Source organism: Noviherbaspirillum sp., assembly GCF_035254685.1.
Classification (GTDB): domain Bacteria; phylum Pseudomonadota; class Gammaproteobacteria; order Burkholderiales; family Burkholderiaceae_D; genus Noviherbaspirillum.
In genome coordinates this window covers 35,071-61,594 of record NZ_DATFAI010000037.1, presented here as the reverse complement: position 1 = coordinate 61,594, position 26,524 = coordinate 35,071, and the positions used below count along the sequence as shown (strand labels likewise).

Sequence of the window (26,524 nt, the reverse complement as noted above, 5' to 3'; positions counted from 1 at the left end):
TCTGTCGCTTGCCTAATCTCTATTCATTGAGCGGGTTTGGTTACGGGGTTCTTGCTAGTGCTCGCAGCAAAATCAAGAACCAGGCTCGCCGGGCCAACAAGCGGGATCTTCTTCTGATATGCGACGCTCACTTCATAACCCTCCGCCGTCTTGACGATGTCCAGATCCTTGCTCGTAATCGAATCAATGTAAGCCGTCGTTGCCTGTTTATCAAATGATTCCTGGATCTCCCGCGGTGTCGTTCCGTTGGCCTTGGCATTGACAATCGCCTTTTTGACCGCCACGAATTCGACAGCGGCAGGGACGACCTTCAATCCCAGGACGGCAAGCAGTGCCACGATAACGATGACAAACAAAAACCCAACCAAGGAAAGACCATGCTGCCCGCGCTTACCGAACGCCCGTAACTCCATTCCTCATCTCCCTGATCGTTATTTATTGAAAACTGCCAATTCGCCGGAAATTGCCGAGATTCATCCAGACAAAAAATGCTTTTCCGACAATATTTTCATCCGGAACGAAACCCCAGTACCTGCTGTCCAGACTGTTATCCCGATTATCCCCCATCATGAAGTAATGTCCAGAGGGGACAGTGCAGGCAAATCCTTCCAGGTTATATGTACATAATTCGCGCCCGGGGAACGGATCCGGGTTCTGCACATAGGCCGGAGCACGCTCATCGTTCAGTATCCGATGCTTTACCCCCGTCAGGTCTTCCAGATACTGCTTCGAATAGCTCAGGTGCTCTTCATCCAGATAATCTGGTAACGGCTGGTAAGAAAGTTCTTTACCATTTATCGTTAAACGCTTGTTTTTATACACTATTCTATCACCCGGAACACCGACGACGCGCTTGATGTAATCGAGTGACGGATCTTTCGGGTATTTGAAAACCATGACATCGCCACGCTGCGGAGTGTTGACCTCGATGATCTTCTTGTTGATGATCGGGAGGCGAATGCCGTAGGTAAATTTGTTGACCAGGATCAGGTCGCCAATCACGAGCGTGGGAACCATCGAACTCGACGGGATCTTGAACGGCTCATAGAGAAAGGACCGCAGGAAAAATACGAGCGCGATGACCGGAAAAAAGCTTCCCGAATACTCAATCCATGTAGGTTGCTTGAGGATCTCCGCCTCCAGCTTGGCGCGTCCGCTGTCATCGGCCTTGATACCTTCCGCACGCAATTTCGCGTGACGCGTGTCGAACTCGGCTAAGGCCGCATCTGCCCTTGCACGCCGCTGTTTGGCGAAGTGGAAGACATCGAGGAACCAGACGATGCCGGTGCCAATCGTCAAAATGAACAGGATTAATGCAAAGTTGCCGAGGATCGCTTGGAAACTCATTTATCTTCCACTTGTAAAATTGCCAGGAATGCCTCTTGGGGCACTTCAACAGAACCGACCTGCTTCATGCGCTTCTTACCCGCCTTCTGCTTTTCCAGCAGCTTGCGCTTGCGAGTGATGTCGCCACCGTAACACTTGGCAAGCACATTCTTGCGCATGGCCTTCACGTTCTCACGTGCGATGATGTTCGAGCCGATCGCTGCCTGGATCGCGACGTCGAACATCTGCCGCGGAATCAGTTCCCGCATTTTGGCGGCAACGGCGCGTCCGCGGTACTGACTGGTGGAACGGTGCACAATGATCGCCAGTGCGTCGACCTTCTCGCTGTTGATCAGCATGTCGACCTTCACGACATCTGCCGCGCGGTATTCCTTGAATTCGTAATCCATCGACGCATAGCCGCGCGATGTTGACTTGAGCTTGTCAAAGAAGTCGAGCACGATCTCGGCCATCGGCATTTCATAGGTAAGCATGACCTGCTTGCCGTGGTATGCCATGTTGATCTGGACGCCGCGTTTCTGCGTACACAGCGTGATGACTGAGCCGACATACTCTTGCGGCATATACAAATTGACCGTGACGATCGGCTCGCGGATTTCCTCGATCTTGGACGGGTCGGGCATCTTGGACGGGTTATCGACCATGATGACCGTTCCGTCGCGCTGCACGACCTCATAGACCACCGTCGGAGCGGTCGTAATGAGATCCATGTCGAATTCGCGTTCCAACCGCTCCTGCACGATTTCCATGTGCAACAAGCCCAGGAAACCGCAACGGAATCCAAAACCGAGTGCCTGTGACACTTCCGGTTCGTACTGAAGTGCTGCATCGTTGAGCTTGAGTTTTTCCAGCGAGTCACGCAACGCGTCGTACTGGTTGGCCTCGACCGGGAACAGACCTGCAAACACCTGAGGCTGCACTTCCTTGAAGCCAGGAAGCGGATGCGCCGCGGGTTTACTGGCGAGCGTGATCGTGTCACCCACGCGCGCAGCTTTCAGTTCCTTGATGCCGGCAATGACGAATCCCACCTGCCCGGCCGAAAGCATTTCACGCGATTCGGACTTGGGTGTAAAGACACCGATGTTTTCCGTCAGGTATTGCGCACCGGTCGCCATGAGAGAGATCTTGTCCTTGGGGCGCAGTGTCCCATTGACGATCCGCACCAGCATGACGACACCGACATAATTGTCGAACCAGGAGTCGATAATCAACGCTTGCAACGGCGCATCGGGCTCCCCCTTCGGCGCTGGCACCTTGGCGATCAGTGCCTCGAGCACATCTTCTACACCCATGCCAGTCTTCGCGGAGCAGCGTACGGCATCGCTTGCGTCAATGCCGATTACGTCCTCGATTTCCTCGATTGCATTTTCCGGATCGGCTGAAGGCAAGTCGATCTTGTTCAGGACTGGCACCACCTCGACGTTGAGGTCAAGCGCCGTGTAGCAGTTGGCAACAGTTTGCGCCTCGACGCCTTGAGATGCGTCGACAACCAGCAATGCGCCTTCACACGCGGAGAGCGAACGGCTGACCTCGTAGCTGAAGTCCACATGCCCGGGCGTATCAATCAGATTGAGGTTATAGGTTTTACCGTCGCGAGCCTTGTACGACAACGCTGCCGTCTGTGCCTTGATAGTGATGCCGCGCTCACGCTCCAGATCCATGGAATCAAGTACTTGAGCTTCCATCTCGCGGTCGGACAAACCGCCGCACAGCTGGATGATGCGATCCGCGAGCGTCGATTTCCCATGGTCAATGTGGGCGATGATGGAAAAATTGCGAATGTTGTCCATTAACTAAGATGCGACTACAAAAAAGGCGCTCTGAGCGGGGAAAGTTACCCCAAGCGAGCGCCTTATGATTGAAGGTTGTTCGATAGCCGGCATTTTACCGGATTTCAGGGGGGAAAGCCCATAAATCGGTCTACACCTGACACGGGGAATGCATCGCCGCAAGCCTGGTCGCCGATCTCCAGAGGGGCGAAAGCATGGTTCGCAGACTGCCTCCTTCGCCCTATGCGCTCGCCAGGAACGCCCTGGTTTTTCCTTCGTCCAGGAAGTAATTGCAAATCTGCACCGATTCCGCATTTCCTTTTCGGCCAAACAATACCGGCACCTGCTCGTCGAATTGCGCGACCAGCGTCTCATCCGAGTCCACATCCATCACTTCAACGGTAAAGGGGTATTCGCCGCTCAAGGCCTGCAGGGCTTCAAGCATGTCGTCGCAAAGGTGACAGTAGGTACGAGAGTAGAGAGTGAAATGCACCATGACTAGCTGCTGGTCGGACGGGATCCAAGGTCAATCAATCAGTATAGTATCGCGAACGATGCAGATAAAGATTTTGCTCCCGACGGAACATAATCGTTCGCGAAGCCACAATCATGGGAGATTGCGGCTTCCCGGGGCGTCGGCTTACTGTCCGTTCGGCCGGATCGGCACGAATTGGGATGCATCGCCGCGACGCACGAGCAGTACCGCCATTTTCTTGTGATCCAGTTTGGAAACAAGTGAATTGAACTGCTTCGCATCCTTCACATCATTGTTGTTCAGGCGCAGGATGACATCGCCGGCGCGCAGGCCGACACGTGCCGCCGCTCCCTCGGCCGTATCTACGATCACGCCACCGTCAACCTTGAGTTCCTTCTTCTGGGCATCGGTCAGGTCGCTGACAACGAGGCCGAGCACATTCGGGGCTTGCTCCGGCTTGGCTTTGCGTTCATCTTTCTTCGCAATTTTTTCCGGCTCCAGTTCCGCAACATTCAATGTCACGTCCCTGCTTGCACCCTTGCGCCAAATCATCAGCGTCGAACGCGTTCCGGGCTTGGTTGCGCCGACCATGCGCGGCAGGTCGGTAGCTTTCTCGATTGGTGTACCGTTGAACTTGAGGATGATATCTCCAGCTTCCAACCCACCCTTCTCCGCCGGGCCACCCGGTTCCACGCGCTGAACCAAGGCGCCCTGAGCATGGGGCAGGCCAAGCGATTCTGCGACGTCCTTGGTCACTTCTCCGATTTGCACGCCGATGCGTCCACGGGTTACACGACCAGTGGTCCGAAGCTGTTCGGCAACGCGCATCGCTTCATCGATCGGTACCGCGAAGGAAATTCCCATGTAGCCGCCCGAACGGCTATAAATCTGGGAATTGATGCCAACCACTTCGCCACGCATGTTGATCAGCGGCCCACCGGAGTTTCCAGGATTGACCGCAACGTCAGTCTGGATCAGCGGCAGGTATTCGCCCGTGTCACGCGCCTTGGCCGAGATAATGCCGGCGGTGACGGTATTGTCGAGCCCGAACGGTGAACCGATGGCGATCACCCACTCGCCAACGCGCAGCTTGTTCGGATCGCCCATCGTGAGGCGTGGCAGATTGGTGCCTTCGATCCTGACGACCGCAACATCGGTTCGCTTGTCGACACCAATGATCTTTGCCTTGAATTCACGCTTGTCCGTCATTGTCACGTAGACGTCATCAGCGCCATCCACCACGTGCGCATTCGTGAGGATGAATCCATCAGCGGAAATGATGAAGCCAGACCCGACGCCTCGCGGCACTTCCTCCTCCTGCTGAGGAGAGGGCTTCCGGTTGCGCGGCGCGCGATCGGGCTGCTGCTGACGCGGAATCGGGACACCGAAAAAGCGACGGAAAAATTCCTGCATTTCTTCATCGTCGCCCCCTGGAAGGCCACCTTGACCTGGCTTGACCCGTTCGGTTGTACGAATGTTGACAACCGCCGGCCCGGTTTTCTCAGCCAAGTCGGCAAAATCCGGCAGCCCGGCAACGGATGCTGCCTGCGCAGTCGGAATGATGTTGAATAGGGGTGAATCAATCAGAACAGCAGCTGCGCCGAGAACGACGGCCAGCACGATGTGGCGAGCGAATGGGCTTGTTTTCATGGAATCCTGTCTTTTTTAGCTATTTTGATTTGAATTCGATCGAATTGGCGACCTGCTTGATTGCCGTCGACGGCACCTCTCCGACGATGGTAAGCCAAAAATCACCCTGGCGCTTACCCACGATATTCAACGCTCCCTGTTGAATTGATCCCTCGGTCCGGCTCTGTGAGCCCGGCTCGATGAATACCGAAATCGCGGCAAGGCCATCTGAAAACACCATTTGGGAAACCTCGCGCTGGCTTGGAACGGTGCTCGCCGCGCCACTGGAAGACGACTGGTTCGATACCATCCGCTTCACTTCGTGGATCTTCCTGAATCCGGGCGGCAGGCCTTTTACGGACCAGCCCGCGAGACTTGCCTGGCTCATTACGGCGTTCTCGACATGCCAGCCACTCGTATTCTGGATGCTCGGTTTGACACGCGCGTGGTCGACATTACCGATCGAAATCTGCGTAAATGCGATCTGTTCGACAGTCTCCCGTTTTTCGTTGAGAGTCTGTGCGCGAAGCAGCAAGCCCGAGGACTTGTCAGCCCAAAGCTTGTAGCCGTATCGGAGATTATCCTTCGGCTCAAGTACCACCGACTGGCAATCGTGGCCGGCGACGCGCCCGGCCTCCCCCTTTCGGACATTGTAAAATTCCGTCAGGTCGGAAGGATTGGCGGCCAGGATGGCGGGGAAGATGTCATGCGTGATGCGCTTTTCGACCAGGAGTGTCCGCGTCTCGGGAACATAGCAGACGATCTCCTCGTCGTTGCGGATATATTCGCGCGGTTTGCCGTCAAGAATCTCGAGTTTCTCGACTTCGTTCTTTCCATTCAGGATATGCGTGATGCGCGATGTGCGCATCTGGTTACCCTGCTGGTAAACGAATGTACCGGAATAGTTGAGTTTCTGTGCCGCTGACTGAATCTTCTTCAACCAGGCCTGGGCATCCCGCCCATCTGAAGATGGATCGATGTTTTCGGCATAAGCCGAGAGTCCCCAGAAAAACGACAGAGCAACGACAAACCTAAATAAAACGAGTGTTTGCCGCATACGAATCATTTATTGGAAAAGGTGGCAGAGCGTGCGTATTGCGCGGTGCTGTAGACAGAAGGAGAAAAACGCTGGTGTGCCAGCAAATAGTCGTCGATGCGCGGATCCCGGAGGACGACGCCTTCGGACGCGGATGCAGGCACGACGGCGTTCTGTTCTACTGACGCAGTCGCGACGGTCGCAGCATCGTCACCCGCAACAGCATTCCCCTTTATCGCGACCATCAGCTGGGGAGTCGCAACGAACGCTGCGGCAGCCACCGCCGCTGCAGCGATCATGCTGCCCACGGTCCACCGCTTCGCCGTCGAATGCTGGTCCGCTTGCGCGAATCCTGCGTGCTTCTCGGGGACGGCCGGAGCGACGATTGTCGGCTCGGACTCAAGGCGCATTGCCATGCGTGCAGCGAAACTCGGGCTCATCGAAACCGCCATATCTTCAGAACGCAGCACATCGCCGATCTGATGATAGATCTCCCAATCTGCTCGCCCCTCCGCATGACGCAAACCTGCCAGCACAGGATCCACCTGCTCTTCAGCCAACTCCCCATCGACAAGGGCGGAAATCTGCTGCCGGGTCATTTCATTCGTTTTCATAACTACCTCGTTCGGGCTGCGCCAACCCTTGTTTCATCCAAAAAGCTGTTTCGCCTGCTTTTCGCCGCTACCAGCGCTTGTCGATTGCAGTGCCCAGCAGCGGTCTCAACTTTTCCGCGATGGCCTCACGGGCTCGAAATATCCGACTGCGTACTGTACCTATCGGGCATCCCATTGCTTCCGCAATTTCATCGTAGCTCAACCCTTCAATTTCACGCAACGTAATTGCTATGCGCAACTCGTCGGGAAGTGCATCCATCGCCACATTCACCGTCTCAGCGATCTGTTTCGTGGCCAGCATGGACTCGGGCGTATTGATGTCCCTTAGGTGTTCTCCATCGTCAAAAGTTTCTGCTTCTTCAGCATCCGCCTCTGTGGAGGTCGGCGCACGCCGCCCCTGCGTCACCAGGTAATTTTTCGCTGTATTGATCCCGATCCGGTACAACCAAGTATAAAACGCGGAATCCCCGCGGAACTGAGGCAAGGCGCGATACGCCTTGATGAAGGCCTCCTGCACCACGTCTTCCGCTTCCGCCTGGTCGCGCACAAGCCGCGACACGAGCCGCATCAGTTTCCGTTGATACTTGGTCACCAAGAGCTCGAATGCTTTTTTATCGCCGCGCTGGACACGCTCGACAAGCAGTTGGTCAATGTCGCGTTCTGTCGTCAATCCCCGTTCCCTTGTTTCGTTGCAACATACACGCGGCTAGAGTAGTTGACTGTAGGAAATGCAAGAAGTTCAATTTATCTCGAACATTTTCTAGAATTTTTCGGCTTGGTGCGGATTGCCTTGCCCTGCAATCCAACGACATACCACCGACAAGGCCCGAAAACTGTCCCGAGACACACAATCCGGCAAGATAGCCACCGACCTTTTCTCTCCGTATTCGTTCTGTACTCGCAGCAGAAGCAAACACGGCCAGATCGTCGTATCTCTCAATAAGTGAACCACTTCGCCATTCTTTCCAAGATGCGGCCAGTTCGTGTCTGTGCAAGGCCCTTTGGCGCTCACTTCGGTCAAGCGTAACTGTCCTGTTCCAGTGATATCAATATGTATGGGTTTTCGGTATCGAACGTCATGATAAAACCCAAAAAATGAGAGGAAAATGGCAATGAATGCCGAGCCAATCCTGACGGAGAGAGATGGCTCACCAACCCAACCCGCTGCGATGGCAGTCCCGACCAGGAGAGTCCCGGTCGACATGGTCAAAAGCATGGCCCGCAGCAGCCGGGACGGATGAACGACGGCGGATACTGCGATAGACATGGCAACGATGAGTCAGGAGAAGCTTCCTTCCTCGTGACGAGGAAGGAAGCGGGGCAAATCAGACCTTGCCGAAGATGAGGGTACCGTTCGTACCACCGAAGCCGAAGGAGTTCTTGACTGCGATATTGATCGGCATATTGCGTGCGCTGTTGGCGCAATAGTCCAGATCGCAGGCAGGATCCTGATTGAAGATGTTGATGGTAGGCGGAGACAACTGATTGTGTACTGCGAGCACTGTGAAGACCGACTCCAGTCCGCCAGCGCCGCCGAGCAGGTGGCCGGTCATGGACTTGGTGGAATTGACCACAGTCTTCTTCGAATGGTCGCCCAAAGCCCGCTTGATCGCGATTGTCTCAGCGAGATCGCCAAGCGGTGTGGACGTGCCATGCGCATTCACGTAGTCGACCTGGTCAGGGTTGATCTGTGCATTTTTCATCGCCGCGATCATGCAGCGGCGCGCGCCATCGCCATCATCGAGCGGAGCGGTCATGTGATGAGCATCCGCGCTCATGCCGAAGCCGATGACTTCGGCATAAATCTTCGCTCCACGTGCTTTTGCATGCTCATATTCTTCCAGCACCATGACGCCTGCACCTTCACCAAGCACAAAACCGTCACGGTCTTTGTCCCAGGGACGGGAAGCAGTTGCCGGATCGTCGTTGCGCGACGACAGTGCGCGCGCCGCGGCAAATCCGCCAACACCCAGCGGCGACACTGTCGATTCGGCGCCGCCTGCAACCATGATATCGGCGTCGCCATACTCGATCATACGTGCGGCCGCGCCGATGCAATGCAAGCCTGTCGTGCATGCGGTCACGATGGCAAGGTTCGGCCCCTTCAGACCATACTTGATCGAAAGATGGCCGGAGATCATATTGATGATCGAGGCGGGTACGAAGAACGGACTAATCCGGCGTGGACCGCGTTTGGTCAGCTCCTCATGCGTTTCTTCGATCATCGGCAGGCCGCCGATACCGGAGCCAATGATGACACCGATTCTTTCGGCATTCTCTTCAGTGACCTTCAAGCCACTGTCCTCAAATGCCTGGATTCCCGCAGCCATGCCGAAGTGGATGAAGGTATCCATGTGGCGCGCTTCCTTACCGGGAATGTAGTCCTCGATATTGAAGCCCTTTACTTCACCCGCAAAACGCGTGGAGAAAGGCGTGGCGTCAAATTTAGTGATGGTCGCAATGCCTGATTTGCCTTCAGTCAGCGCGGCCCACGCATCGGCGACCGTGTTGCCGACGGGGGAAACGCAACCGAGGCCAGTCACTACGACGCGACGTTCACGTGAGCGGCTCAAGCGGTTCTCCTGGATTCTATCTAAATGTCTCTATTAGGCCTTGACGTGCGCCTTGGCGTAGTCGATTGCCTGCTGCACCGTCGTGATCTTTTCAGCCTGCTCGTCCGGAATTTCCATTTCGAATTCGTCTTCGAGCGCCATCACGAGTTCTACGGTGTCAAGCGAATCGGCACCGAGATCATCCACGAAAGACGACTCATTCTTGATGTCTGCTTCGGCGACGCCCAATTGCTCGGCGACGATCTTCTTAACGCGTTGTTCGATATCGGACATATTATCCCTCCAGTGGGTTACAGAAAGTGCGCGCATTTTATCAGGTTTGCGCATTGAAAATTCACTTTTGGCTTTTGTTTTGAATATTGCTTGAACTGCAGTCAAAAGTGTCTAAGTATTCATTAACTCATGAACATGCCGCCGTTCACATGCATTGTCGTCCCGGTGATGTAACTCGCTTGCGGCGAGGCAAGAAACGCTACGGCAGCAGCGATATCTTCTGGCAGGCCGAAACGCCCGAGAGGAATTTGCTGCATCAATGCGGACACTTGTTGTTCCCCCAACTCCCTGGTCATATCGGTATCGATGAAGCCTGGAGCGACGCAATTGACCGTGATGTTGCGGCTTCCGATCTCCCGTGCAAGCGCACGGCTCATCCCGGCTACGCCGGCCTTCGCCGCAGCATAGTTCATCTGACCCGGATTACCTGCGGAGCCAACCACAGAGGTAATGTTGATGATGCGTCCGTGGCGAGCCTTCATCATGCCACGCAGTACGGCGCGAGAAAGGCGCGCGACCGCCGTCAGGTTGGTTGCGATGACGGCATCCCACTCCTCATCCTTCATGCGCATTGCCAGCTGGTCCTGGGTGATGCCGGCATTATTGACAAGAATGGACAGGCTGCCAAACTCTTTCTGCACCTCATCCACCACAGCGAGGCAACGTTCGGCATCCGTCACGTTCAAGACTACGCCTTTGCCACAACCGGGCTGAGCAGCTTCGAGGTATTCGCTTATCGCCGCAGCTCCGGATTCGGTGGTCGCGGTTCCGACCACTTTCGCGCCCTGTCTCGCCAGCTCCTGTGCGATTGCCCGACCAATGCCACGCGATGCGCCGGTGACCAGCGCCACTTGATTAACCAGATTCACTTGAGGAGCTCCAACACTTTGTCGAGAGAAGCCTGATCGACGATTGCTTCGCCGATCAGATCGCCGTTGATGCGCTTGGTCAAGCCCGCCAACACCTTGCCTGGGCCGCATTCGATCACATGCGTGATGCCTTCCGTCGCCATTTTCTGCACGGTTTCCACCCAGCGCACCGGGCTTGCGGCTTGACGCACCAAGGCATCCTTGACGGCAGATGCATCCTGCGCAAATGCAACGTCGACGTTATTGATTACCGGAATCTGCGGCACGGAAAAGGCCAGCTTTTCCATATAGTCGCGCAAACGATCCGACGCAGGTTTCAGCAGAGAGGAATGGAATGGTGCCGATACGGGCAAGGGTAACGCGCGCTTTGCGCCTTTTTCCTTTGCTGAAGCACATGCGCGTTCGACGGCAGCCTTGTGTCCGGCGATGACGACCTGGGCGGGCGCATTGAAATTGACTGCTTCCACGACTTCGCCCTGCGCGGCTTCAGCGCACGCAGCGCGCACATCATCATCGGAGAGCCCGAGGATCGCGGCCATGCCGCCCTGTCCGACTGGAACCGCCTCCTGCATGGCCTGCGCACGGAAGCGCACCAGCGGCACAGCATCCTTGAACGCAATCACGCCGGCAGCAACCAGTGCCGAATATTCACCGAGGCTGTGGCCGGCCACGACGGCAGGCGTCTTGCCCCCTGCGGCAATCCACGCGCGATAGCAGGCGATTGCCGCGGTCAGCATTACCGGCTGCGTGTTCGTGGTCAGGTCGAGATCTTCTTTCGGGCCTTCCGCGATCAGCTTGCCGAGGTCGAATTGCAAGACATCCGATGCTTCTGCAATCGTCTGCTTGACAACCGGGTTGTCGGCAAAGCCATTCAGCATCCCGACAGCTTGCGAGCCCTGCCCAGGGAAAACAAATGCAAATTTGGTCATGCTTGTTATGTGAGAAGTTCTTAGATCCGTGCGAGCACCGCACCCCAGGTGAATCCGCCGCCGACTCCTTCCATCATCACGTTATGGCCCGGCTTCACACGTCCGTCGCGAAGCGCAACATCAAGCGCGAGAGGGATGGATGCCGCGGACGTATTGCCATGCTGGTCAACAGTCACCACCATCTTTTCGGGGGAGAGTCCGAGCTTCTTCGCCGTGCCCTGCATGATGCGGATGTTGGCCTGATGCGGAATCAGCCAATCGATTTGCGAAGCATTCATGTCGGCGGCATCGAGCGCTTCATTGGCGACCTTTTCGAGGACGGAAACTGCCAGCTTGAATACGGCCTGCCCATCCATGTAAAGGAAAGCGCTGCCGTCGATCGCCCCGCCGTTGACGCTGCCGGGAACGCAGAGAATGTCGCCATGGCGGCCATCTGCATGCAGTTTCGTCGCAAGAATGCCGGGTTCCTTCGCTGCGGTCAGGACCATTGCGCCGGCGCCATCGCCGAACAGGACACACGTAGTGCGGTCCTCGAAATTGAGGATCCTTGAGAACACTTCCGCGCCGATAATGAGCACGTTCTTGTGCGCTCCGGACTTGATGAAGCTGTCAGCAATCGAGACCGCGTAGACAAAACCGCTGCATACCGCCTGCACGTCGAACGCGGGGCTGCCATTGCTGATGCCAAGCTTGCGCTGCACGACGCATGCGGTGCTCGGAAAGCCTCCAAAATGATCTGGGGTGGAACTTGCGAGAATGAGCAGGTCAATATCGTTCGGGCCCATGCCTGCCATGTCGAGAGCGCGTCGTGCCGCCTCTACTGCGAGATCGCTCGACTGCACCGTGGATTCGGCGTAATGACGCGCTGAAATCCCGCTGCGCGAAACAATCCACTCATCGGAAGTCTCGATCCCCTTGGTCGCCAACTGCGCGGCGAGATCATGATTCGTGACGCGTTTAGGTGGCAGATAACTTCCCGTACCTATAATTTTGCTATAGAGAGTCATGCCGTTTTCTGTTTGGTTAATTCCGTGGCCGCACCTGCTGTCCCGACTTCTGCGCCGGTGCCCGATTGCGGCATCAATTCCCCGATCGTTTTGGTGATGCGCGACAGGAGATCATGGTTCGCAGCGTCAAAGGCGCGCTTGATCGCCCACTCGAAACCATATGCATCTTCACCGCCGTGACTCTTGAACACGAGCCCTCGCAAACCGAGGAAACTCGCGCCATTGTAGCGGGACGGATTCATGTGCTGCGAAATCGAATTGATCGCCCCCCTTGCGATCAGGGCGCCGAGGATATTGACTGGATTGCTCTTGAACTCGGTCTTGAAAATCGTCTTGACCCAGCGCCCCAATCCTTCGGAAGCCTTCAGCACCACGTTACCAACGAAGCCGTCGCACACGACCACGTCGGTGGTGCCTTCAAAGATATCGTTACCTTCCACGTTGCCGTAGAAATTGAGGATGCCTTTTTCGTGATCCGCGCGCAACAGTGCCGCAGTCTGCTTCACGACTTCATTGCCCTTGATGTCCTCTTCGCCGATGTTCAGGAGGCCGACGGTAGGCCTTGGCTTGTTCTCAAGCGCCGATACAAGCGCCGAGCCCATTACTGCAAACTGGTGCAGATGCAGCGGCTCACAGTCGACATTTGCACCGAGGTCCAGCATGTAGGTCGGCGAATCCTTTTGATTCGGCATGGGAAAGCAGATTGCCGGACGGTCGACACCGGGAATCGTTTTCAGGACGTAGCGGGATACCGCCATCAACGCACCGGTGTTACCCGCAGAGACGCATACCTGCGCCTTGCCTTCCTTGACCAGGTTGACCGCAACTCGCATCGAAGAATCCTTCTTGCGACGCAGAGCTACTTCCAGCGGGTCGTCCATGGTGACGACTTCCGTCGCATTGACGATGGAGAGACGGGAATGGCTGGATGCGTTATGTTTTTTCAGTTCAGCCCGAATGACATCTTCGAGGCCGACCAAAATCAATTCAGCGTCAGGTTCGTGTTGAGCGAATGAGACGGCGGCTGGAATAGTAACTGACGGGCCAAAATCGCCACCCATGCAGTCGATAGAAATTTTGATTGTCATTGTTTTGACTCAGTACCTCGCTCCAACTACCGGAACCCGAAGGCTTCCGGCGGGCCAGATCCGGTGCGATTCAAAATGACGCAATGCGTTTTTTCAGCATATGAAAAAACGGCGCCAAGTCAAATTCACCCGCGCCGCTTTTCCTGTCTTGAAACAATGACCGCAATTACTCGTCGTTCTTGGTCTTGAGGACCTTGCGACCACGATAGTAACCATTCGGGCTGATGTGGTGACGCAGGTGCGTCTCACCAGTGGTCGGCTCGACTGCGAGCGGCGGAACGGACAGGTGATCGTGCGAACGATGCATACCGCGCTTGGACGGGGACTTTTTATTTTGCTGAACGGCCATGATGACTCCTAAACCTTAAGATCTGAAATTTTAACATATCCGGCTTGCCAATCTCTTGCGAACCGGGAATCCTTGCTGCGTTTTATTGTTTGGCGAGCATCTTTCGCCGCAAAAACTTATTTCTTCAAATTTTTCAGCACTGCAAACGGCGATTCTTTTTCCACTGCTTTTTCTGCCGTCGGCATCACATGATCCGGACACACCTCATGCTTGGGCGACGATGGAATTGCCAGCAGAACATCGTCCTCAACCAATTGAGTGATATTGAAATTGCGGCTGCCAACAATGACTTCAACAGCTTCGTCGGCAAGTTGTGCATCAATTTCATCAGCACTTGCTTCATCAGACGCAAGCACAAGGATCGATTCGGACGCAATCTCAAACGAAAACGGAGTCAGGCAGCGCTGGCACATCAGATTGATTGCACCTTTCACCGACAGTATCAACTGCGCATGCCCGCGCTCATCAACACCTCCCTGCAACTCCCAACTTACGGAGCCAGCCCTGTCGGCGGACTCATCGGCCAGCCTAGGCAAGTCCGCAATCGCGATTTCGCCCTCGCGGCGCTCTTTGAGCCGACAGAATTCGAATGCGTCGATCACAAAAGCATCCATACCACAAGCCGATCCCGGAAAACCTGCGATAATAACAGGCTTTTCTCTTATTCGTCAAAGTGTTAGGCTGCTTTTCTTGAGCACCCATTCAAATCAGACCAGAAAATGCCTTTGCAGCCCTCATTGCCCCGACTGATCCTGGCTTCCAGCTCGAAATACCGAAAAGAACTGTTATCGCGGCTGCACCTCCCGTTCGAGGTTCTTGTGCCTGCGATCGATGAAACGCCGCAGGCCGGGGAAAGTCCCGAAATGACGGCATTGAGACTTGCACAGGAAAAAGCATTTGCCGTTGTAGAGCAAGTGCCCGATGCGCTTGTCATCGGATCCGATCAGGTGGCGACGCTTGACGGCGAGCAGATTGGGAAACCGGGCACACATATAAACGCACTGGCGCAGTTGCGGAAAATGCGCGGCCGCGAAGTTGTCTTTCACACGGCATTGTGCCTCTGGGATGGGCGGTGCGCGGACAAGGCAAAGGCTGCGCAAGTCGAAAATGTTCGGACATTTGTCACCTTCCGCAATCTGGCGGAGGAAGAACTTGAGGCCTATCTGCACATCGAGCAGCCTTATGACTGCGCCGGCAGCGCCAAGAACGAAGGGCTCGGGATAGCGATTCTCGAGAGGATAGAAAGCGCCGATCCCACCGCATTGACAGGACTGCCACTGATCGCCCTGACCACGATGCTGCGCAATGCAGGCGTGCCTTTCTTCAACAGATAGACATCATGGCCGGCACCCTTTATCTCATTCCAAATACGCTTGGCCCGGTTGATTCCTCGCAAGCGGATCCGCTCGCGTGGATCATTCCCGAACAGGTCCGGGCAATCACCGCCAGTCTCAAGTATTTCGTTGCAGAAAACGCCAAAACCACGCGCGCCTACCTCAAGCTGGTCGCTGTACGTTATCCATTGAGCGCGCCGCTGCAGGAGATACGCATAAGCGAACTCAACGTAAACACCGATCCCGCCGCGCTGCCTGCGCTTCTTGCGCCGATTCTCGCAGGAGAGGATGCCGGACTGATCTCCGAGGCAGGTGTGCCTGCCGTTGCCGACCCCGGTGCCAACCTCGTCCGCCTCGCTCATGCTCAAGGCATCACGGTGAAACCACTGGTCGGTCCGTCCTCATTGTTGCTCGCGGTGATGGCAAGCGGCTTGAATGGACAAAGCTTCGCCTTCAATGGCTATTTGCCTACTGATGGCGCGTTGCGCGCGAAGCGCCTCAAGGTGCTCGAGGAGCGTTCACGGGTGGAAAAACAGACCCAGCTCTTCATTGAAACGCCATATCGAAACGGGACGTTGCTGGAGGCGATTGTTTCTGCTTGCCAGGCGAACACACTGCTTTGCATTGCCACGGATCTCAGCCTCGCGACAGAATCGATCAGGACGCAGACTGCGGGAAAATGGAAGGCGGATTTGGCGGCGGGGAAAGCGCCGGATTTCCAGAAGAAACCAACGGTGTTCCTGTTGCTCGCAGCACCATAATGCGCAAAACGGCGGTATTGCGCCGCCGTTTTGCATGCCCAGTTGGGCAGACTATCGAGAAGACATTAGCTTCTCGGAACCACATCCAAGACGTGGTAGCAGTCGTCCAGTTCGTGAGTTTTTCCCGTTACGTGCTTTTTATGCGTGACAGGATCGAAACAGAGCCAGACAACTAAAGTATAAATCACGATATCCGGGTTTCAAGGTGGGATCGCCAACCGGACGTTCCTATTTAATGTTTCATTGATCACGAGACATCTGTCGTCGGACCTGCCCCCACCGTAGCGCACTCTCTATCTGAAACCAGGCTTTGCCGCGGTACTCCATATCGATGCCATCGCCGCAGTACCCACTGCGCCGCCGAATTTCTTCAGCAGGCGTTCGGACAATGCTTCGTGCTGCGTGTAGTCAACGATATCTTCCGCTTTCAGCTCATCCCGCGCGACCGAATCCACCGTTCCAAAACCGTCTGCCAAGCCAATTTCGACGGCCTTGGATCCGCTCCAGAACAGGCCCGAAAACGTTTCCGGTGTTTCCTTCAGGCGTTTTCCCCTGCCCTTTCGGACGACGTCGATGAATTGCTGGTGCACCTCATTCAGCATCTCCTGCGCATAGGCCTTGTGCTTCGCGCTTTGCGGGCTGAACGGGTCCATGAATCCCTTGTTCTCGCCGGCAGTCATGAGACGGCGTTCAATGCCGAGCTTGTCCATCAGGCCAGTGAAACCAAAACCGTCCATCAGGACGCCGATCGAGCCGACGATGCTGGCCTTATTGACAAAGATCTTGTCGGCGGCGGCGGCGATGTAATACCCGCCCGATGCACACATTTCGTCGACCACGACGTACAACGGCTTACGAGGATACTCGGCCCGCAGACGCACGATCTCGTCATTGATCATCCCGGCCTGCACCGGGCTGCCGCCAGGGCTGTTGATGTGCAGGATGACGCCGACCGCGTTGTCTTCCGAATAAGCGCGATCCAGGGCGGGAATCACGGCGTCCGCCGCACCTGACGTCCCTGTCTCGATAGTGCCGTCAATTTCGATCAACGCCGTATGCGGACCGAGGACTTCATCCTCCTTGTTCGCCATGCCGAACGCGATCCACAGGCCGACGCCAATGATCCCGAGCGAAACAAGCCGGAAAAAAATGCTCCAGCGGCGCCGCGCCCGCTGCTCATTGAGTGTGGCGAAGGCAAGCTTCTCCAGCACCTCGCGCTCCCAGCCCTCCTTGCGTGAAGGGGCGCCGCCAGATGGCGTCTGATTGTTTTGCTCGAAATTATTATCCATCATCACGTTTGCTCGTTTTATATTCGGAGGGTCTCACGCCCGTGCCGGTTTGATGTAATCGTCCGGATGCCAGAATACCTGGCCGTCCTTTTCGAATACGGTAATTTGCCGCAAGCGGCCGCCACGGCATGGGCCGCCGGCGCATCTTCCGCTCTCGGGAACGTAGATCGCCCCATGGGTAGAGCACATCAGGTAAAGGCCACTCGATTCGAAGAACTCGCCTTCATTCCAGTCCAGCTCGATCGGCACGTGCGCACAGCGGTTCAGGTAGGCGTAAACCGTGTTCTGATAGCGGACGGCAAAGCCGGTACCATCCTCGCCGCCCGCGGTCAGCGGGAAGCGCACCCCTTTTCCTCCTTCGACAAGATCGGAGGACGCGCAAATCAGGATGGCAAGGTCGTCCATGTCCGGATTATGCATTTTCATTCAGCCATGCGTGCAGTTCGGACACGGATGTTGCTGCAAAAGCAGGATTCAGCGCCTGCAATTCTGGAGCGGAATGCGCCCCGTAGTGCACCGCAACCCCTGTCGCGCCTGCATTGATGGCCATCTGCAGATCATGGGTCGTGTCGCCAATCATCACAGTGCGCTCGACATCCTGCCCCAATTCGCGGGTCAGTTCATGCAGCATGGCAGGATGCGGCTTGGAAAAAGTTTCATCCGCGCAGCGCGTTGCATCAAATACCGACAGCAGCTTTGCGGTATCAAGGGCTCGATTGAGCCCTACGCGGCTCTTGCCGGTGGCGACAGCCAGGAAATATCCCTGTTGCGCAAGGTCCTTCAGCATTTCGCGCACACCGTCGAACAGCGTCAACTCCTTGTCGCGCGTGAGATAGTGATATCGATAACGCTCGGCCATGTGCGGGTAGTATTTCGCCTCTAGGCCGGGCAAGACAGCCTGCATGGCATCTTCCAGGCCGAGTCCGATCACGTATGATGCCTGCCTCCTGTCGGGAATCGGCAATCCGAGATCCTTCGCGGCCGCCTGGATACAGGCCACGATGGTGGCAGTGCTGTCCATCAGCGTGCCGTCCCAGTCGAATACGATCAAATCAAATTGCTTTCTTGGCATATTTTTCAGAAGCGCGTGCGGTATCTCATTGAAATTGCTATGTATTAAGCTTGCCTATTTGCTGGTCTGTTCCAGACTTTTCAAGAACTTCTCGCATTCGGGCGGAAGCGGCGCCTTCAGAGTAACAGGAACGCCGGTTTCGGGGTGCCGGAAAGTAATCTGGTAAGCGTGAAGGAACATCCTTTTAAGCGCAATACGCGGACCGTCACTTTTCTGCAGCATCCGATTCAGCGCGAAATCGCCGTACTTGTCGTCGCCTGCGATGGGAAATCCGCTGGATGCCAGGTGCACGCGGATTTGGTGGGTCCTGCCCGTCTTGAGCTCGGCTTCGAGCAGCACAAAGGCACCGTACCGTCTAACCAGATTGAACACCGTGTGCGAAGGCTGACCATCCGACTGCACCCGCACCCGCCGCTCGCCGGCTGGCGTCGTGTACTTGAACAGTGGCAACTTGACATGCTGGCGGGCATTTTGCCAATCGCCATGGATCAGTGCGAGGTAACGCTTGTCGAGCTGGCCTTCCCGGATTTGTTCATGCAGGTTGGTCAGTGCGGAACGCTTTTTCGCGAGCATCAGGATGCCGGAGGTTTCACGGTCGAGCCGATGGACCAGTTCCAGGAATTTTGCCTCGGGACGTGCCGCGCGCAATTGCTCGATCACGCCGTAGCTTACGCCGGATCCACCGTGCACCGCGACGCCGGCAGGCTTGTCGATGACCAAGAGCCAGGCGTCTTCAAACAGGATGCTGAATTCCGCGCCGGGCACCACCTGTGTTGATTTTTCGGCAACCCGTACCGGCGGGACGCGAACGACATCACCCTCCTTCAGCCGGTAGGTCTGGTCGACACGTCCCTTGTTTACTCGAACCTCACCCGAGCGCAAGACGCGATAGATATGGCTTTTCGGGACGCCTTTACAGATGCGTAAAAGGTAATTGTCGATGCGTTGGTCTGCTTCCTCACCGGAAATCGTGATCAAACGGACTTGCACGGACGCATGTGAGGACTGGTTATGCGCAGCAGGATTCGTCTGCCCCCCAGAAAATCTCGCTAAGTCCTTCATTTTGAATATATAATTGTTTCGCGTCGGTTACAAATCCGATGCGCGTGTAAGAATAAAAAGCACATTCTACACAGGGGCGTCTCCATCGGCCCCGCCGAATTGCAAATTGGATGGAAAAGGCATCTCCATAAATTGACGCAAGCACCCAAGGCCGGATCGCGACGTGGACAGGTACGAAAGACAGGTCCATTGCGCATCGCGGGGTCTGAGAGTGGGTATCTTGGGCAGGCGATTGGTGGAGATGACCGGAAGATGTGTATGCATCATCGTTGTGCGAGTCAGGGTTGCACCGTAGTTGCAATCGGATTGCGCGCATCGGTGCTGGACAAGATTGCTTGAAATTCAAGGATAAATCCGGCAAGCACTTCCCGAGAGGGATGCTTGCTGGTTGATGTGGTTGAGAACCCTGTTTGCCGATTCTGCTGGATCTTATGATTTATCTGGCTCCACCAAGCTGTTCGCTGCCTGGCGCTGCGCCCGACCCGGTCCATTGCGGCCCGTTCGATTCGCGCGGCATGGACGAACCGCATCGTCGGCACTGCTATCAACCCCATCCGCGCCCCGTTGCGGTTGTCGCGCTCTTGCAGCGACTCACCGCACACTAAGGCAGTTCCCTCCATCAAGCACTCCGACCTCGCGTACATCCCTGTACCCGGCCGCCCTGACAAACACTGTCATCAGCGGCCCTAAAGTTGACCTAAGAGTCACGGAGTAGAAAAATGAAACGGATGTTGTTCAACGCCACGCAGCAGGAAGAGTTGCGCGTGGCCATTGTCGACGGACAGAAGCTGATCGACATCGATATCGAGACAACGGGGCGCGAGCAACGTAAATCGAATATCTATAAAGGCGTCATCACCCGCATCGAACCCTCGCTGGAAGCCTGCTTCGTCAACTATGGCGAAGAGCGTCACGGCTTCCTGCCGTTCAAGGAAGTGGCCCGCAGCTATTTCAAGGATGGCGTCGACGTGCGCAGCGCCTCGATCAAGGATGCCCTGCGCGAAGGCCAGGAAATCATGGTCCAGGTGGAAAAGGAGGAACGCGGCAACAAGGGCGCTGCCCTCACCTCGTTCATTTCGCTGGCTGGACGCTACCTCGTCCTGATGCCGAACAATCCGCGCGGTGGCGGCGTTTCCCGCCGAGTGGAAGGCGAAGACCGCCAGGAGCTTCGCGAGACCATGGACAAGCTGGATCTCCCTTCCGGTATGTCGGTCATTGCGCGCACCGCCGGCATCGGCCGCAACGTCGAGGAATTGCAGTGGGACCTGAATTACCTGATGCAGTTGTGGCGCGCGATTGAAGGCGCCGGCCAGTCCGCACCGGGTGCCTTCCTGATCTACCAGGAATCCTCGCTGGTGATCCGCGCCATCCGCGACTATTTCCAGCCTGATATTGGCGAGATCCTGATCGATACCGACGAGATCTACGAACAGGCTCAGCAGTTCATGAGCCATGTCATGCCCGACATGGTGCACCGCGTGAAGCGCTATCGCGACGACGTGCCGCTGTTCTCGCGCTTCCAGATCGAACACCAGATCGAAACTGCGTACTCCCGCACTGTGCCGCTGCCCTCCGGCGGCGCCATCGTCATCGACCATACCGAAGCGCTGGTGTCAATCGACGTCAACTCGGCCCGCGCTACCCGTGGCAGCGACATCGAAACCACCGCCCTCCACACGAACCTCGAAGCCGCCGATGAAGTGGCCCGCCAGTTGCGCCTGCGCGACCTCGGCGGCCTGATCGTGATCGACTTCATCGATATGGAGAACGCGAAGAATCAGCGCGAGGTGGAAACCCGGCTGAAGGATGCGCTGCGCTACGATCGCGCACGCGTACAAATGGGCAAGATTTCCCGCTTCGGCCTGATGGAGTTGTCCCGCCAGCGCCTGCGTCCGTCGCTGTCCGAAGGCAGCCATGTGACTTGCCCGCGCTGCAACGGCACTGGCCATATCCGTGACACCGAATCCTCCGCATTGCAGGTCCTGCGCATCATCCAGGAAGAGGCGATGAAGGAAAACTCGGCGGCCATCCACGTGCAGGCACCGGTCGATGTGGCTGCTTTCCTGCTGAACGAGAAGCGCGGCGAAATCCTGAAGATCGAAACCCGCCATCGCGTGACGATCATCCTGATTCCGAACAAGCATCTCGAGACGCCGCACTACAAGCTGGAGCGCATCAAGCACGACGATCCGCGGCTGGAAGAGCCGCAAGCCAGCTATGCCATGGCCGAGGAAGCCGATACCGACATCAGCTACGGCAAACGCCAGAAGGAAGAAGTCCGTCCGCGCCAGGAAGCTGTCGTCAAGGGCATCACGCCGGAACAGCCGGCACCGATCGTGGAACGCAAACCGGTCGAACCCGCACCTGCGCCGACTCCGGTGGCCGCGCCCGTGGAGGAGGGTTTCTTCAGCCGCATGTTTGGCTTTTTCCGCAAGAAGGCGGTTGCGCCAGTTGTCGCACCTGCACCTGTCGTGGAAGAGAAGCCGCAGCCGACCCGCGAACGTGGCGAGCGCGGCGAGCGAGCCGGACGTGGCCGCACCCGTGGCCGCGGACGTGGCGGACGCGATCGCGAGGAACGCGAGACCGGACGCGTCGAGGCACGCGAAGAGATCGCAAAGCAGCCAGTTCCCGCAGCCGAGGGCCAGCCGGCACAGCGCCAGCCCAGGCCGCCGCGCGAACAACGCGAGGCGCGTGAACCGCGCGAGCCGCGTGAGCAGCGTGAACCGCGCGAGACTGGAGAATCCCGCCGCGAGCGTGGTGAACGTGGCGAGCGCCAGCAACGCCAGCGAGAGGAACGCAAGGAAGCCGTCACGGAAGAATTGCTGAACATTCCGGCAGCAGCACCGGTCATGCCTCTCGCCGCCGTCCAGGCTCCTGAAACTGAAACGGAGATGACTGAGGCCATGCCGGTTGGTGAGGAAGGTACCGCCGAACAGGGCGAGGAGCGCCGTCGCCGCCGTCGCCGCGGAGGCCGCAATCGCAACCGTCGTGATCGCGAAACCGGCGAACTGATCGGTGCCGCAGAATCTGAGGCGGAGGGCGGAGAGGCCGCTCCACAGCAAGCAGTTCAGCTGGAAATCGCGGAAGTGGCGATGCCGACGGAAACTGCTGCGGCCGCTGAAGCGACTGCACCTTCCGCACCGCAGGAGACCATTGCCCTTGAGGCTGAAGCCCCTGCCCAGGCCGGCCCCACGCCGGCGCTCGTGAAGCTGGAAGAAACCCCGGCAGCAGCGATCGTTGAGGCAGTGCCTGCTGCAGAAGCGGTGCCGGCCACCGAACCTGCGCCCGTTTCCGAGCAGGCAGCGGCGGCTGAACCAGCCCCGGTTGCCGAGATTGCGGCAGAAACGGCACAGGAAACTGCGGCTGTTGCAAGCGCAGTGGAAGAGGCTCCGGTAACTGCGCCGGTGGAAGCCGCACCGGCCGCAGCTGAAGCCGTGCAGCATGTGGAAGCTGCACCGACAGTTGCCACGGCACCGTTGCCGCTGGAGCACTTGAGCGAAATCCTGGCCGATGCCGGGCTGACGCTGGCAACGACGGATCCGGAGAAACTGCGTGCGGCACAGGAAGCAGCCGCCCGCATGGTCCCGCCGCCGCGCATCCCGCGCGAGCGCAAGCCCTTGCCGCCAGTCTCTAATGAGCCGTTGATTCAGGTCGAGACGCGCCGCTAATGCATCTGCCTCCGGCAGAGATTGCTGGAGGCAGCTCATCGTTTTTCAAAAGGGAGCATCTGCTCCCTTTTTTTCTGGGAGTGTCGCCGGATCGCGCCACTGAAGGCGTCTCACCAGCAGCGGCCGGCGTGATCGCAAGCCTTCCGATATTTTTCGCCCAGCCTGACTTTTGGATCGTAATGCTGATCCGGCAACAGGGATTTATTGCCATTGTATTGCCGGCAAGAATTAACCCTTCTTGCTTCATGCTCCGCGGATTGACGCATGTGAGCCCGCCCGCCACGTGGTATCTTATCTTCGATAGCGCTGTCTCCTCCGCGCGTTTCCGTATTTCATTCCTCGCATGACTGACAGATTCATTCCTCTGGTCGACCAGCGTCTGACGACCGCCGGTTCGACGATTCCTTCGGAGCTGGAAGCACCGACAGGCCTGCTTTCGGATACGCTCGCGCGCCCACTACAGGACCTGCGCATTTCCGTCACCGATCGCTGTAATTTCCGCTGCGTGTATTGCATGCCGAAGGCGATATTTGGCAAGGACCACGCCTTCATGCCGCATTCGGCGCTGCTGTCGTTCGAAGAGATCACGCGCATCGCACGGATTTTCGTCGCGCACGGCGTCGGCAAGATCCGGCTGACAGGCGGCGAACCGCTGCTGCGCAAGGATATCGAGCGACTGATTGCGATGCTGAGCGCACTGCGGACACCGGATGGCCAGCCGCTCGACCTCACGCTGACGACCAACGGAGCGCTGCTTGCGCGCAAGGCGCAGGCATTGAAGGATGCCGGGCTGCAGCGCGTGACGGTGTCGCTCGACGCGCTCGACGACGAGATCTTCCAGCGCATGAACGACGTCGGATTTCCGGTTGCTGACGTTCTGCACGGTATCGAGACGGCACACAAGGTCGGCCTCGGACCGATCAAGATCAACATGGTGGTCAAGCGCGGCATGAACGATCACGAGATCGTGCCAATGGCGCGCCACTTCAAGGGCTCGCCCTTCATCCTGCGTTTCATCGAATACATGGATGTCGGCACTAGCAATGGCTGGAAGATGGATGAAGTCATACCTTCGGCCGACATCGTGCGGCAGATCAACGCAGAAATGCCGCTGGAAGCGATCAACCCCAACTACACCGGCGAAACCGCCGAGCGCTGGCGCTACCGCGACGGCGGCGGCGAGATCGGCCTGATCTCCAGCGTGACGCGCGCCTTCTGCCGCGATTGCACGCGTGCACGCCTGTCAACAGAAGGAAAGCTCTATACCTGCCTGTTCGCCACCGGCGGTAATGACTTGCGCGCGCTACTGCGCGACGGGCGTAGCGACGAGGAGATTTCGACGGTCGTCGCGCATGTGTGGCGCGCGCGGTCAGACCGCTATTCCGAATTACGGACGGCCAACACGGAAGGTCTCAACCAGACCGGCAGGAAAGTCGAGATGTCCTACATTGGTGGGTGAACTGCGCGGCGAACAAACCGCACGGAGGACGAACTGTGACGATAACCGGAATGATTCTTGCGGGCGGCCGAGGGTCGCGCATGGGAGGCGTGGACAAAGGATTGCAGGCGTTCCGCGGCGAACCGATGGTGGCGCATGTGATGCGCCGCCTTGCGCCGCAAGTCTCGACGCTGGCGATCAATGCCAACCAGAACCTGGATGTCTACCATCGTTTCGGGCTGCCCGTTTGGCCGGACCGGATGGAAGAATTTCCCGGGCCTCTCGCGGGCCTGCAAACCGGACTGGCGCATTGCGAGACGCCGCTACTCGTCACCGCGCCCTGCGACTCCCCCTTTCTGCCTATGGACCTGGTGGCGCGGCTGAGGGATGCTCTGCACTCTGAAAGTGCCGACATCGCCTATGCCGAGACCGGCGAAGGCGAGTCGCGACAGGCGCATCCGGTATTTTGCCTGCTGAAGGCAGCGCTGCTGCCGAGCCTGAGCGACTATCTCGAATCCGGCGAGCGCAAGATGGGCAAATGGTTTGCCCGGCTGCGCGCCGTGAAGGTGCACTTTCTGGACGAAGAGGCCTTTCGGAACATCAACACACTGGAAGAATTGCACAAACTAGAAACACCATGACCGTCCCTACCCTCTCCGCGCTCGCCACACAACTGACCTCCTACAATCCGGACTCGCTCAGCGTTGCAGATGCACAGCAATTGATTCGCGACTATGTGCAAGCGACCGATTCATCGGAAACAGTTGGCCTGAACGATGCCTTGTGCCGGGTGCTGAGCGAAGACGTGATCTCGCCAATCAACGTGCCTGCGCATGACAACTCCGCGATGGACGGCTATGCATTCCGCGGCAGTGATCTCGGGGTCGAAGCGGTGATGTTCAAGGTGGTCGGCACCGCCTTCGCCGGACACAAACACGAAGGCCCGGTGAACACCGGCGAGTGCGTACGCATCATGACCGGCGCGGTCATGCCTGCAGATTGCGATACCGTCGTGCCGCAAGAACTGGTGACGAGCGCCAGCGAGGCATCGATGACACTCGCGCCCGGCGTCGTCAGGCCCGGCGACAATCGCCGCCTGAAAGGCGAGGACCTGATGGCGGGCAAATCGGCGCTGCGCAAAGGTAAAACATTGCATGCCGCCGACCTCGGCCTGCTCGCTTCGCTCGGCATCGGACAGATCCCTGTTCAACGGCGCTTGCGCGTTGCCGTGTTCTCGACAGGCGATGAACTGCGCAACATCGGCGAGCACCTGGATGAAGGCTGCATCTACGACAGCAACCGCTACACGATACGTGCCATGCTGACGCGACTGGGCTGCGATGTCCTGGACATGGGCATCGTCAAGGATGACCGGGAATCACTGGAAGCTGCACTGCGCACCGCATGCGAAAGCGCGGATGCGATCGTCACCTCGGGCGGCGTCTCGGTCGGCGAGGCCGATTTCACGCGGGAGATGATGGCAAAGCTGGGCGAGGTCGCATTCTGGAAGCTGGCGATGCGTCCTGGCCGGCCCATGGCCTTCGGCAGGATCGCGTCGAATGGCAAGAGCGCCTACCTGTTCGGCTTGCCGGGCAATCCTGTCGCCGTGATGGTGACCTTCTACTTCTTCGCACGTGATGCGCTGCTGCGCATGATGGGCGGGACCAAGGATTCGACGCCGCTGATCCAAGCGGCATCGCAAACCGCGATCCGCAAGAAGCCGGGGCGCACCGAGTATCAGCGCGGCATTCTTTCGATGGATGCAAACGGCAACCCGCAGGTGCGCGTCACCGGCTCGCAGGGTTCCGGCATCCTGCGTTCGATGTCGGAGGCGAACTGCATGATCATCCTGCACCACGAGCAAGGGAACGTGAACGCTGGAGATCCCGTGAATGTGGTGCTGTTCGACGGGCTTTGCTAGCCGCTCCTCATTCTCCGGATT

29 protein-coding genes are annotated in these 26,524 nt (G+C 57.4%); 7 read left to right on the top strand and 22 right to left on the bottom strand.

Features of this window, described 5'->3' with window-relative positions:
• Positions 1 to 23: 23 nt before the first annotated feature.
• The 17 genes from VJ698_RS16345 to VJ698_RS16270 form a co-directional block, all read right to left on the bottom strand.
• Complete coding sequence (locus tag VJ698_RS16345; RefSeq protein WP_324103849.1) at positions 24 to 413, bottom strand: DUF4845 domain-containing protein; 390 nt, start codon at positions 411 to 413, stop codon at positions 24 to 26.
• Between the two features lie 22 nt (positions 414 to 435).
• On the bottom strand, positions 436 to 1,347 hold the full coding sequence (lepB, locus tag VJ698_RS16340) for a signal peptidase I (protein ID WP_324103848.1): 912 nt from the start codon (positions 1,345 to 1,347) through the stop codon (positions 436 to 438).
• The gene (gene lepA, locus VJ698_RS16335) at positions 1,344 to 3,137 is read right to left on the bottom strand and encodes a translation elongation factor 4 (RefSeq protein WP_324103847.1); all 1,794 of its coding nucleotides are present in this window, start codon (positions 3,135 to 3,137) and stop codon (positions 1,344 to 1,346) included. The genes lepB and lepA overlap by 4 nt, the downstream gene beginning before the upstream one ends.
• 220 nt (positions 3,138 to 3,357) lie before the next feature.
• On the bottom strand, positions 3,358 to 3,612 hold the full coding sequence (locus tag VJ698_RS16330) for a glutaredoxin family protein (protein WP_324103846.1): 255 nt from the start codon (positions 3,610 to 3,612) through the stop codon (positions 3,358 to 3,360).
• 144 nt (positions 3,613 to 3,756) lie between these two features.
• Positions 3,757 to 5,241 (bottom strand): DegQ family serine endoprotease, encoded by a 1,485-nt coding sequence (locus tag VJ698_RS16325; protein WP_324103845.1) that lies wholly within the window; start codon positions 5,239 to 5,241, stop codon positions 3,757 to 3,759.
• Between the two features lie 19 nt (positions 5,242 to 5,260).
• A complete protein-coding gene (locus VJ698_RS16320) occupies positions 5,261 to 6,277 on the bottom strand; it encodes a MucB/RseB C-terminal domain-containing protein (protein ID WP_324103844.1) in 1,017 nt (338 codons plus the stop codon).
• A 5-nt stretch (positions 6,278 to 6,282) separates the two neighbouring features.
• Positions 6,283 to 6,870, bottom strand: coding sequence for a sigma-E factor negative regulatory protein (locus tag VJ698_RS16315; protein WP_324103843.1), 588 nt, complete (start codon positions 6,868 to 6,870; stop codon positions 6,283 to 6,285).
• A gap of 67 nt (positions 6,871 to 6,937) precedes the next feature.
• Positions 6,938 to 7,540, bottom strand: a complete 603-nt coding sequence (gene rpoE / locus VJ698_RS16310) for an RNA polymerase sigma factor RpoE (protein ID WP_040041344.1) — start codon at positions 7,538 to 7,540, stop codon at positions 6,938 to 6,940.
• Positions 7,541 to 7,630: 90 nt separating this feature from the next.
• Positions 7,631 to 8,137 (bottom strand): protein YgfX, encoded by a 507-nt coding sequence (locus VJ698_RS24625; protein ID WP_414691177.1) that lies wholly within the window; start codon positions 8,135 to 8,137, stop codon positions 7,631 to 7,633.
• Positions 8,138 to 8,195: 58 nt separating this feature from the next.
• Positions 8,196 to 9,443, bottom strand: coding sequence for a beta-ketoacyl-ACP synthase II (fabF, locus tag VJ698_RS16305; protein ID WP_324103842.1), 1,248 nt, complete (start codon positions 9,441 to 9,443; stop codon positions 8,196 to 8,198).
• A gap of 33 nt (positions 9,444 to 9,476) precedes the next feature.
• On the bottom strand, positions 9,477 to 9,716 hold the full coding sequence (gene acpP, locus VJ698_RS16300; protein WP_040041346.1) for an acyl carrier protein: 240 nt from the start codon (positions 9,714 to 9,716) through the stop codon (positions 9,477 to 9,479).
• Between the two features lie 122 nt (positions 9,717 to 9,838).
• Positions 9,839 to 10,585, bottom strand: a complete 747-nt coding sequence (gene fabG, locus VJ698_RS16295) for a 3-oxoacyl-ACP reductase FabG (protein WP_324103841.1) — start codon at positions 10,583 to 10,585, stop codon at positions 9,839 to 9,841.
• Positions 10,582 to 11,514, bottom strand: a complete 933-nt coding sequence (gene fabD, locus VJ698_RS16290; RefSeq protein WP_324103840.1) for an ACP S-malonyltransferase — start codon at positions 11,512 to 11,514, stop codon at positions 10,582 to 10,584. Before fabD ends, fabG begins: the two co-directional genes overlap by 4 nt.
• A 20-nt stretch (positions 11,515 to 11,534) precedes the next feature.
• Positions 11,535 to 12,521 carry a beta-ketoacyl-ACP synthase III gene (locus VJ698_RS16285; RefSeq protein ID WP_324103839.1) on the bottom strand — a complete coding sequence of 329 codons (987 nt, stop codon included), beginning with the start codon at positions 12,519 to 12,521 and terminating at the stop codon, positions 11,535 to 11,537.
• Entirely contained in the window at positions 12,518 to 13,609 is a 1,092-nt protein-coding gene (plsX, locus tag VJ698_RS16280) for a phosphate acyltransferase PlsX (RefSeq protein WP_324103838.1), read from the bottom strand. Before plsX ends, VJ698_RS16285 begins: the two co-directional genes overlap by 4 nt.
• A gap of 166 nt (positions 13,610 to 13,775) precedes the next feature.
• Positions 13,776 to 13,958 (bottom strand): 50S ribosomal protein L32, encoded by a 183-nt coding sequence (rpmF, locus tag VJ698_RS16275; RefSeq protein ID WP_057293158.1) that lies wholly within the window; start codon positions 13,956 to 13,958, stop codon positions 13,776 to 13,778.
• A 116-nt stretch (positions 13,959 to 14,074) separates the two neighbouring features.
• Positions 14,075 to 14,560: a YceD family protein gene (locus tag VJ698_RS16270; protein WP_324103837.1), complete on the bottom strand. Its 486-nt coding sequence runs from the start codon at positions 14,558 to 14,560 to the stop codon at positions 14,075 to 14,077.
• A gap of 117 nt (positions 14,561 to 14,677) precedes the next feature.
• Between VJ698_RS16270 and VJ698_RS16265 the strand changes: the two genes are divergently transcribed.
• Positions 14,678 to 15,292, top strand: coding sequence for a Maf-like protein (locus tag VJ698_RS16265; protein ID WP_324103836.1), 615 nt, complete (start codon positions 14,678 to 14,680; stop codon positions 15,290 to 15,292).
• Between the two features lie 5 nt (positions 15,293 to 15,297).
• Positions 15,298 to 16,053, top strand: coding sequence for an SAM-dependent methyltransferase (locus VJ698_RS16260; RefSeq protein WP_324103835.1), 756 nt, complete (start codon positions 15,298 to 15,300; stop codon positions 16,051 to 16,053).
• 293 nt (positions 16,054 to 16,346) lie between these two features.
• On the opposite strand, the gene VJ698_RS16255 is transcribed toward VJ698_RS16260, so the two are convergent.
• The 5 genes from VJ698_RS16255 to VJ698_RS16235 form a co-directional block, all read right to left on the bottom strand.
• Complete coding sequence (locus VJ698_RS16255; protein ID WP_414691176.1) at positions 16,347 to 17,345, bottom strand: S49 family peptidase; 999 nt, start codon at positions 17,343 to 17,345, stop codon at positions 16,347 to 16,349.
• A gap of 30 nt (positions 17,346 to 17,375) precedes the next feature.
• Entirely contained in the window at positions 17,376 to 17,747 is a 372-nt protein-coding gene (locus tag VJ698_RS16250) for a Rieske (2Fe-2S) protein (protein WP_324103960.1), read from the bottom strand.
• Positions 17,748 to 17,754: 7 nt separating this feature from the next.
• Positions 17,755 to 18,414 (bottom strand): HAD-IIIA family hydrolase, encoded by a 660-nt coding sequence (locus VJ698_RS16245; RefSeq protein ID WP_324103834.1) that lies wholly within the window; start codon positions 18,412 to 18,414, stop codon positions 17,755 to 17,757.
• A gap of 54 nt (positions 18,415 to 18,468) precedes the next feature.
• Complete coding sequence (gene rluC, locus VJ698_RS16240; protein ID WP_324103833.1) at positions 18,469 to 19,476, bottom strand: 23S rRNA pseudouridine(955/2504/2580) synthase RluC; 1,008 nt, start codon at positions 19,474 to 19,476, stop codon at positions 18,469 to 18,471.
• 278 nt (positions 19,477 to 19,754) lie between these two features.
• Complete coding sequence (locus tag VJ698_RS16235) at positions 19,755 to 20,096, bottom strand: hypothetical protein (RefSeq protein ID WP_324103832.1); 342 nt, start codon at positions 20,094 to 20,096, stop codon at positions 19,755 to 19,757.
• Between the two features lie 99 nt (positions 20,097 to 20,195).
• Here VJ698_RS16235 and VJ698_RS16230 point away from each other — a divergent pair, with 99 nt between their 5' ends.
• The 5 genes from VJ698_RS16230 to glp are packed head-to-tail and all read left to right on the top strand — an operon-like array spanning position 20,196 to position 26,503.
• Complete coding sequence (locus VJ698_RS16230) at positions 20,196 to 23,144, top strand: Rne/Rng family ribonuclease (protein WP_324103831.1); 2,949 nt, start codon at positions 20,196 to 20,198, stop codon at positions 23,142 to 23,144.
• Positions 23,144 to 23,491 (top strand): hypothetical protein, encoded by a 348-nt coding sequence (locus VJ698_RS16225; protein ID WP_324103830.1) that lies wholly within the window; start codon positions 23,144 to 23,146, stop codon positions 23,489 to 23,491. Before VJ698_RS16230 ends, VJ698_RS16225 begins: the two co-directional genes overlap by 1 nt.
• Positions 23,488 to 24,603 carry a GTP 3',8-cyclase MoaA gene (gene moaA / locus VJ698_RS16220; protein WP_324103829.1) on the top strand — a complete coding sequence of 372 codons (1,116 nt, stop codon included), beginning with the start codon at positions 23,488 to 23,490 and terminating at the stop codon, positions 24,601 to 24,603. Before VJ698_RS16225 ends, moaA begins: the two co-directional genes overlap by 4 nt.
• 35 nt (positions 24,604 to 24,638) lie before the next feature.
• Complete coding sequence (gene mobA / locus VJ698_RS16215) at positions 24,639 to 25,223, top strand: molybdenum cofactor guanylyltransferase MobA (protein WP_324103828.1); 585 nt, start codon at positions 24,639 to 24,641, stop codon at positions 25,221 to 25,223.
• Positions 25,220 to 26,503 (top strand): gephyrin-like molybdotransferase Glp, encoded by a 1,284-nt coding sequence (gene glp, locus VJ698_RS16210; protein ID WP_324103827.1) that lies wholly within the window; start codon positions 25,220 to 25,222, stop codon positions 26,501 to 26,503. Before mobA ends, glp begins: the two co-directional genes overlap by 4 nt.
• The last annotated feature ends 21 nt before the right edge of the window (positions 26,504 to 26,524 follow it).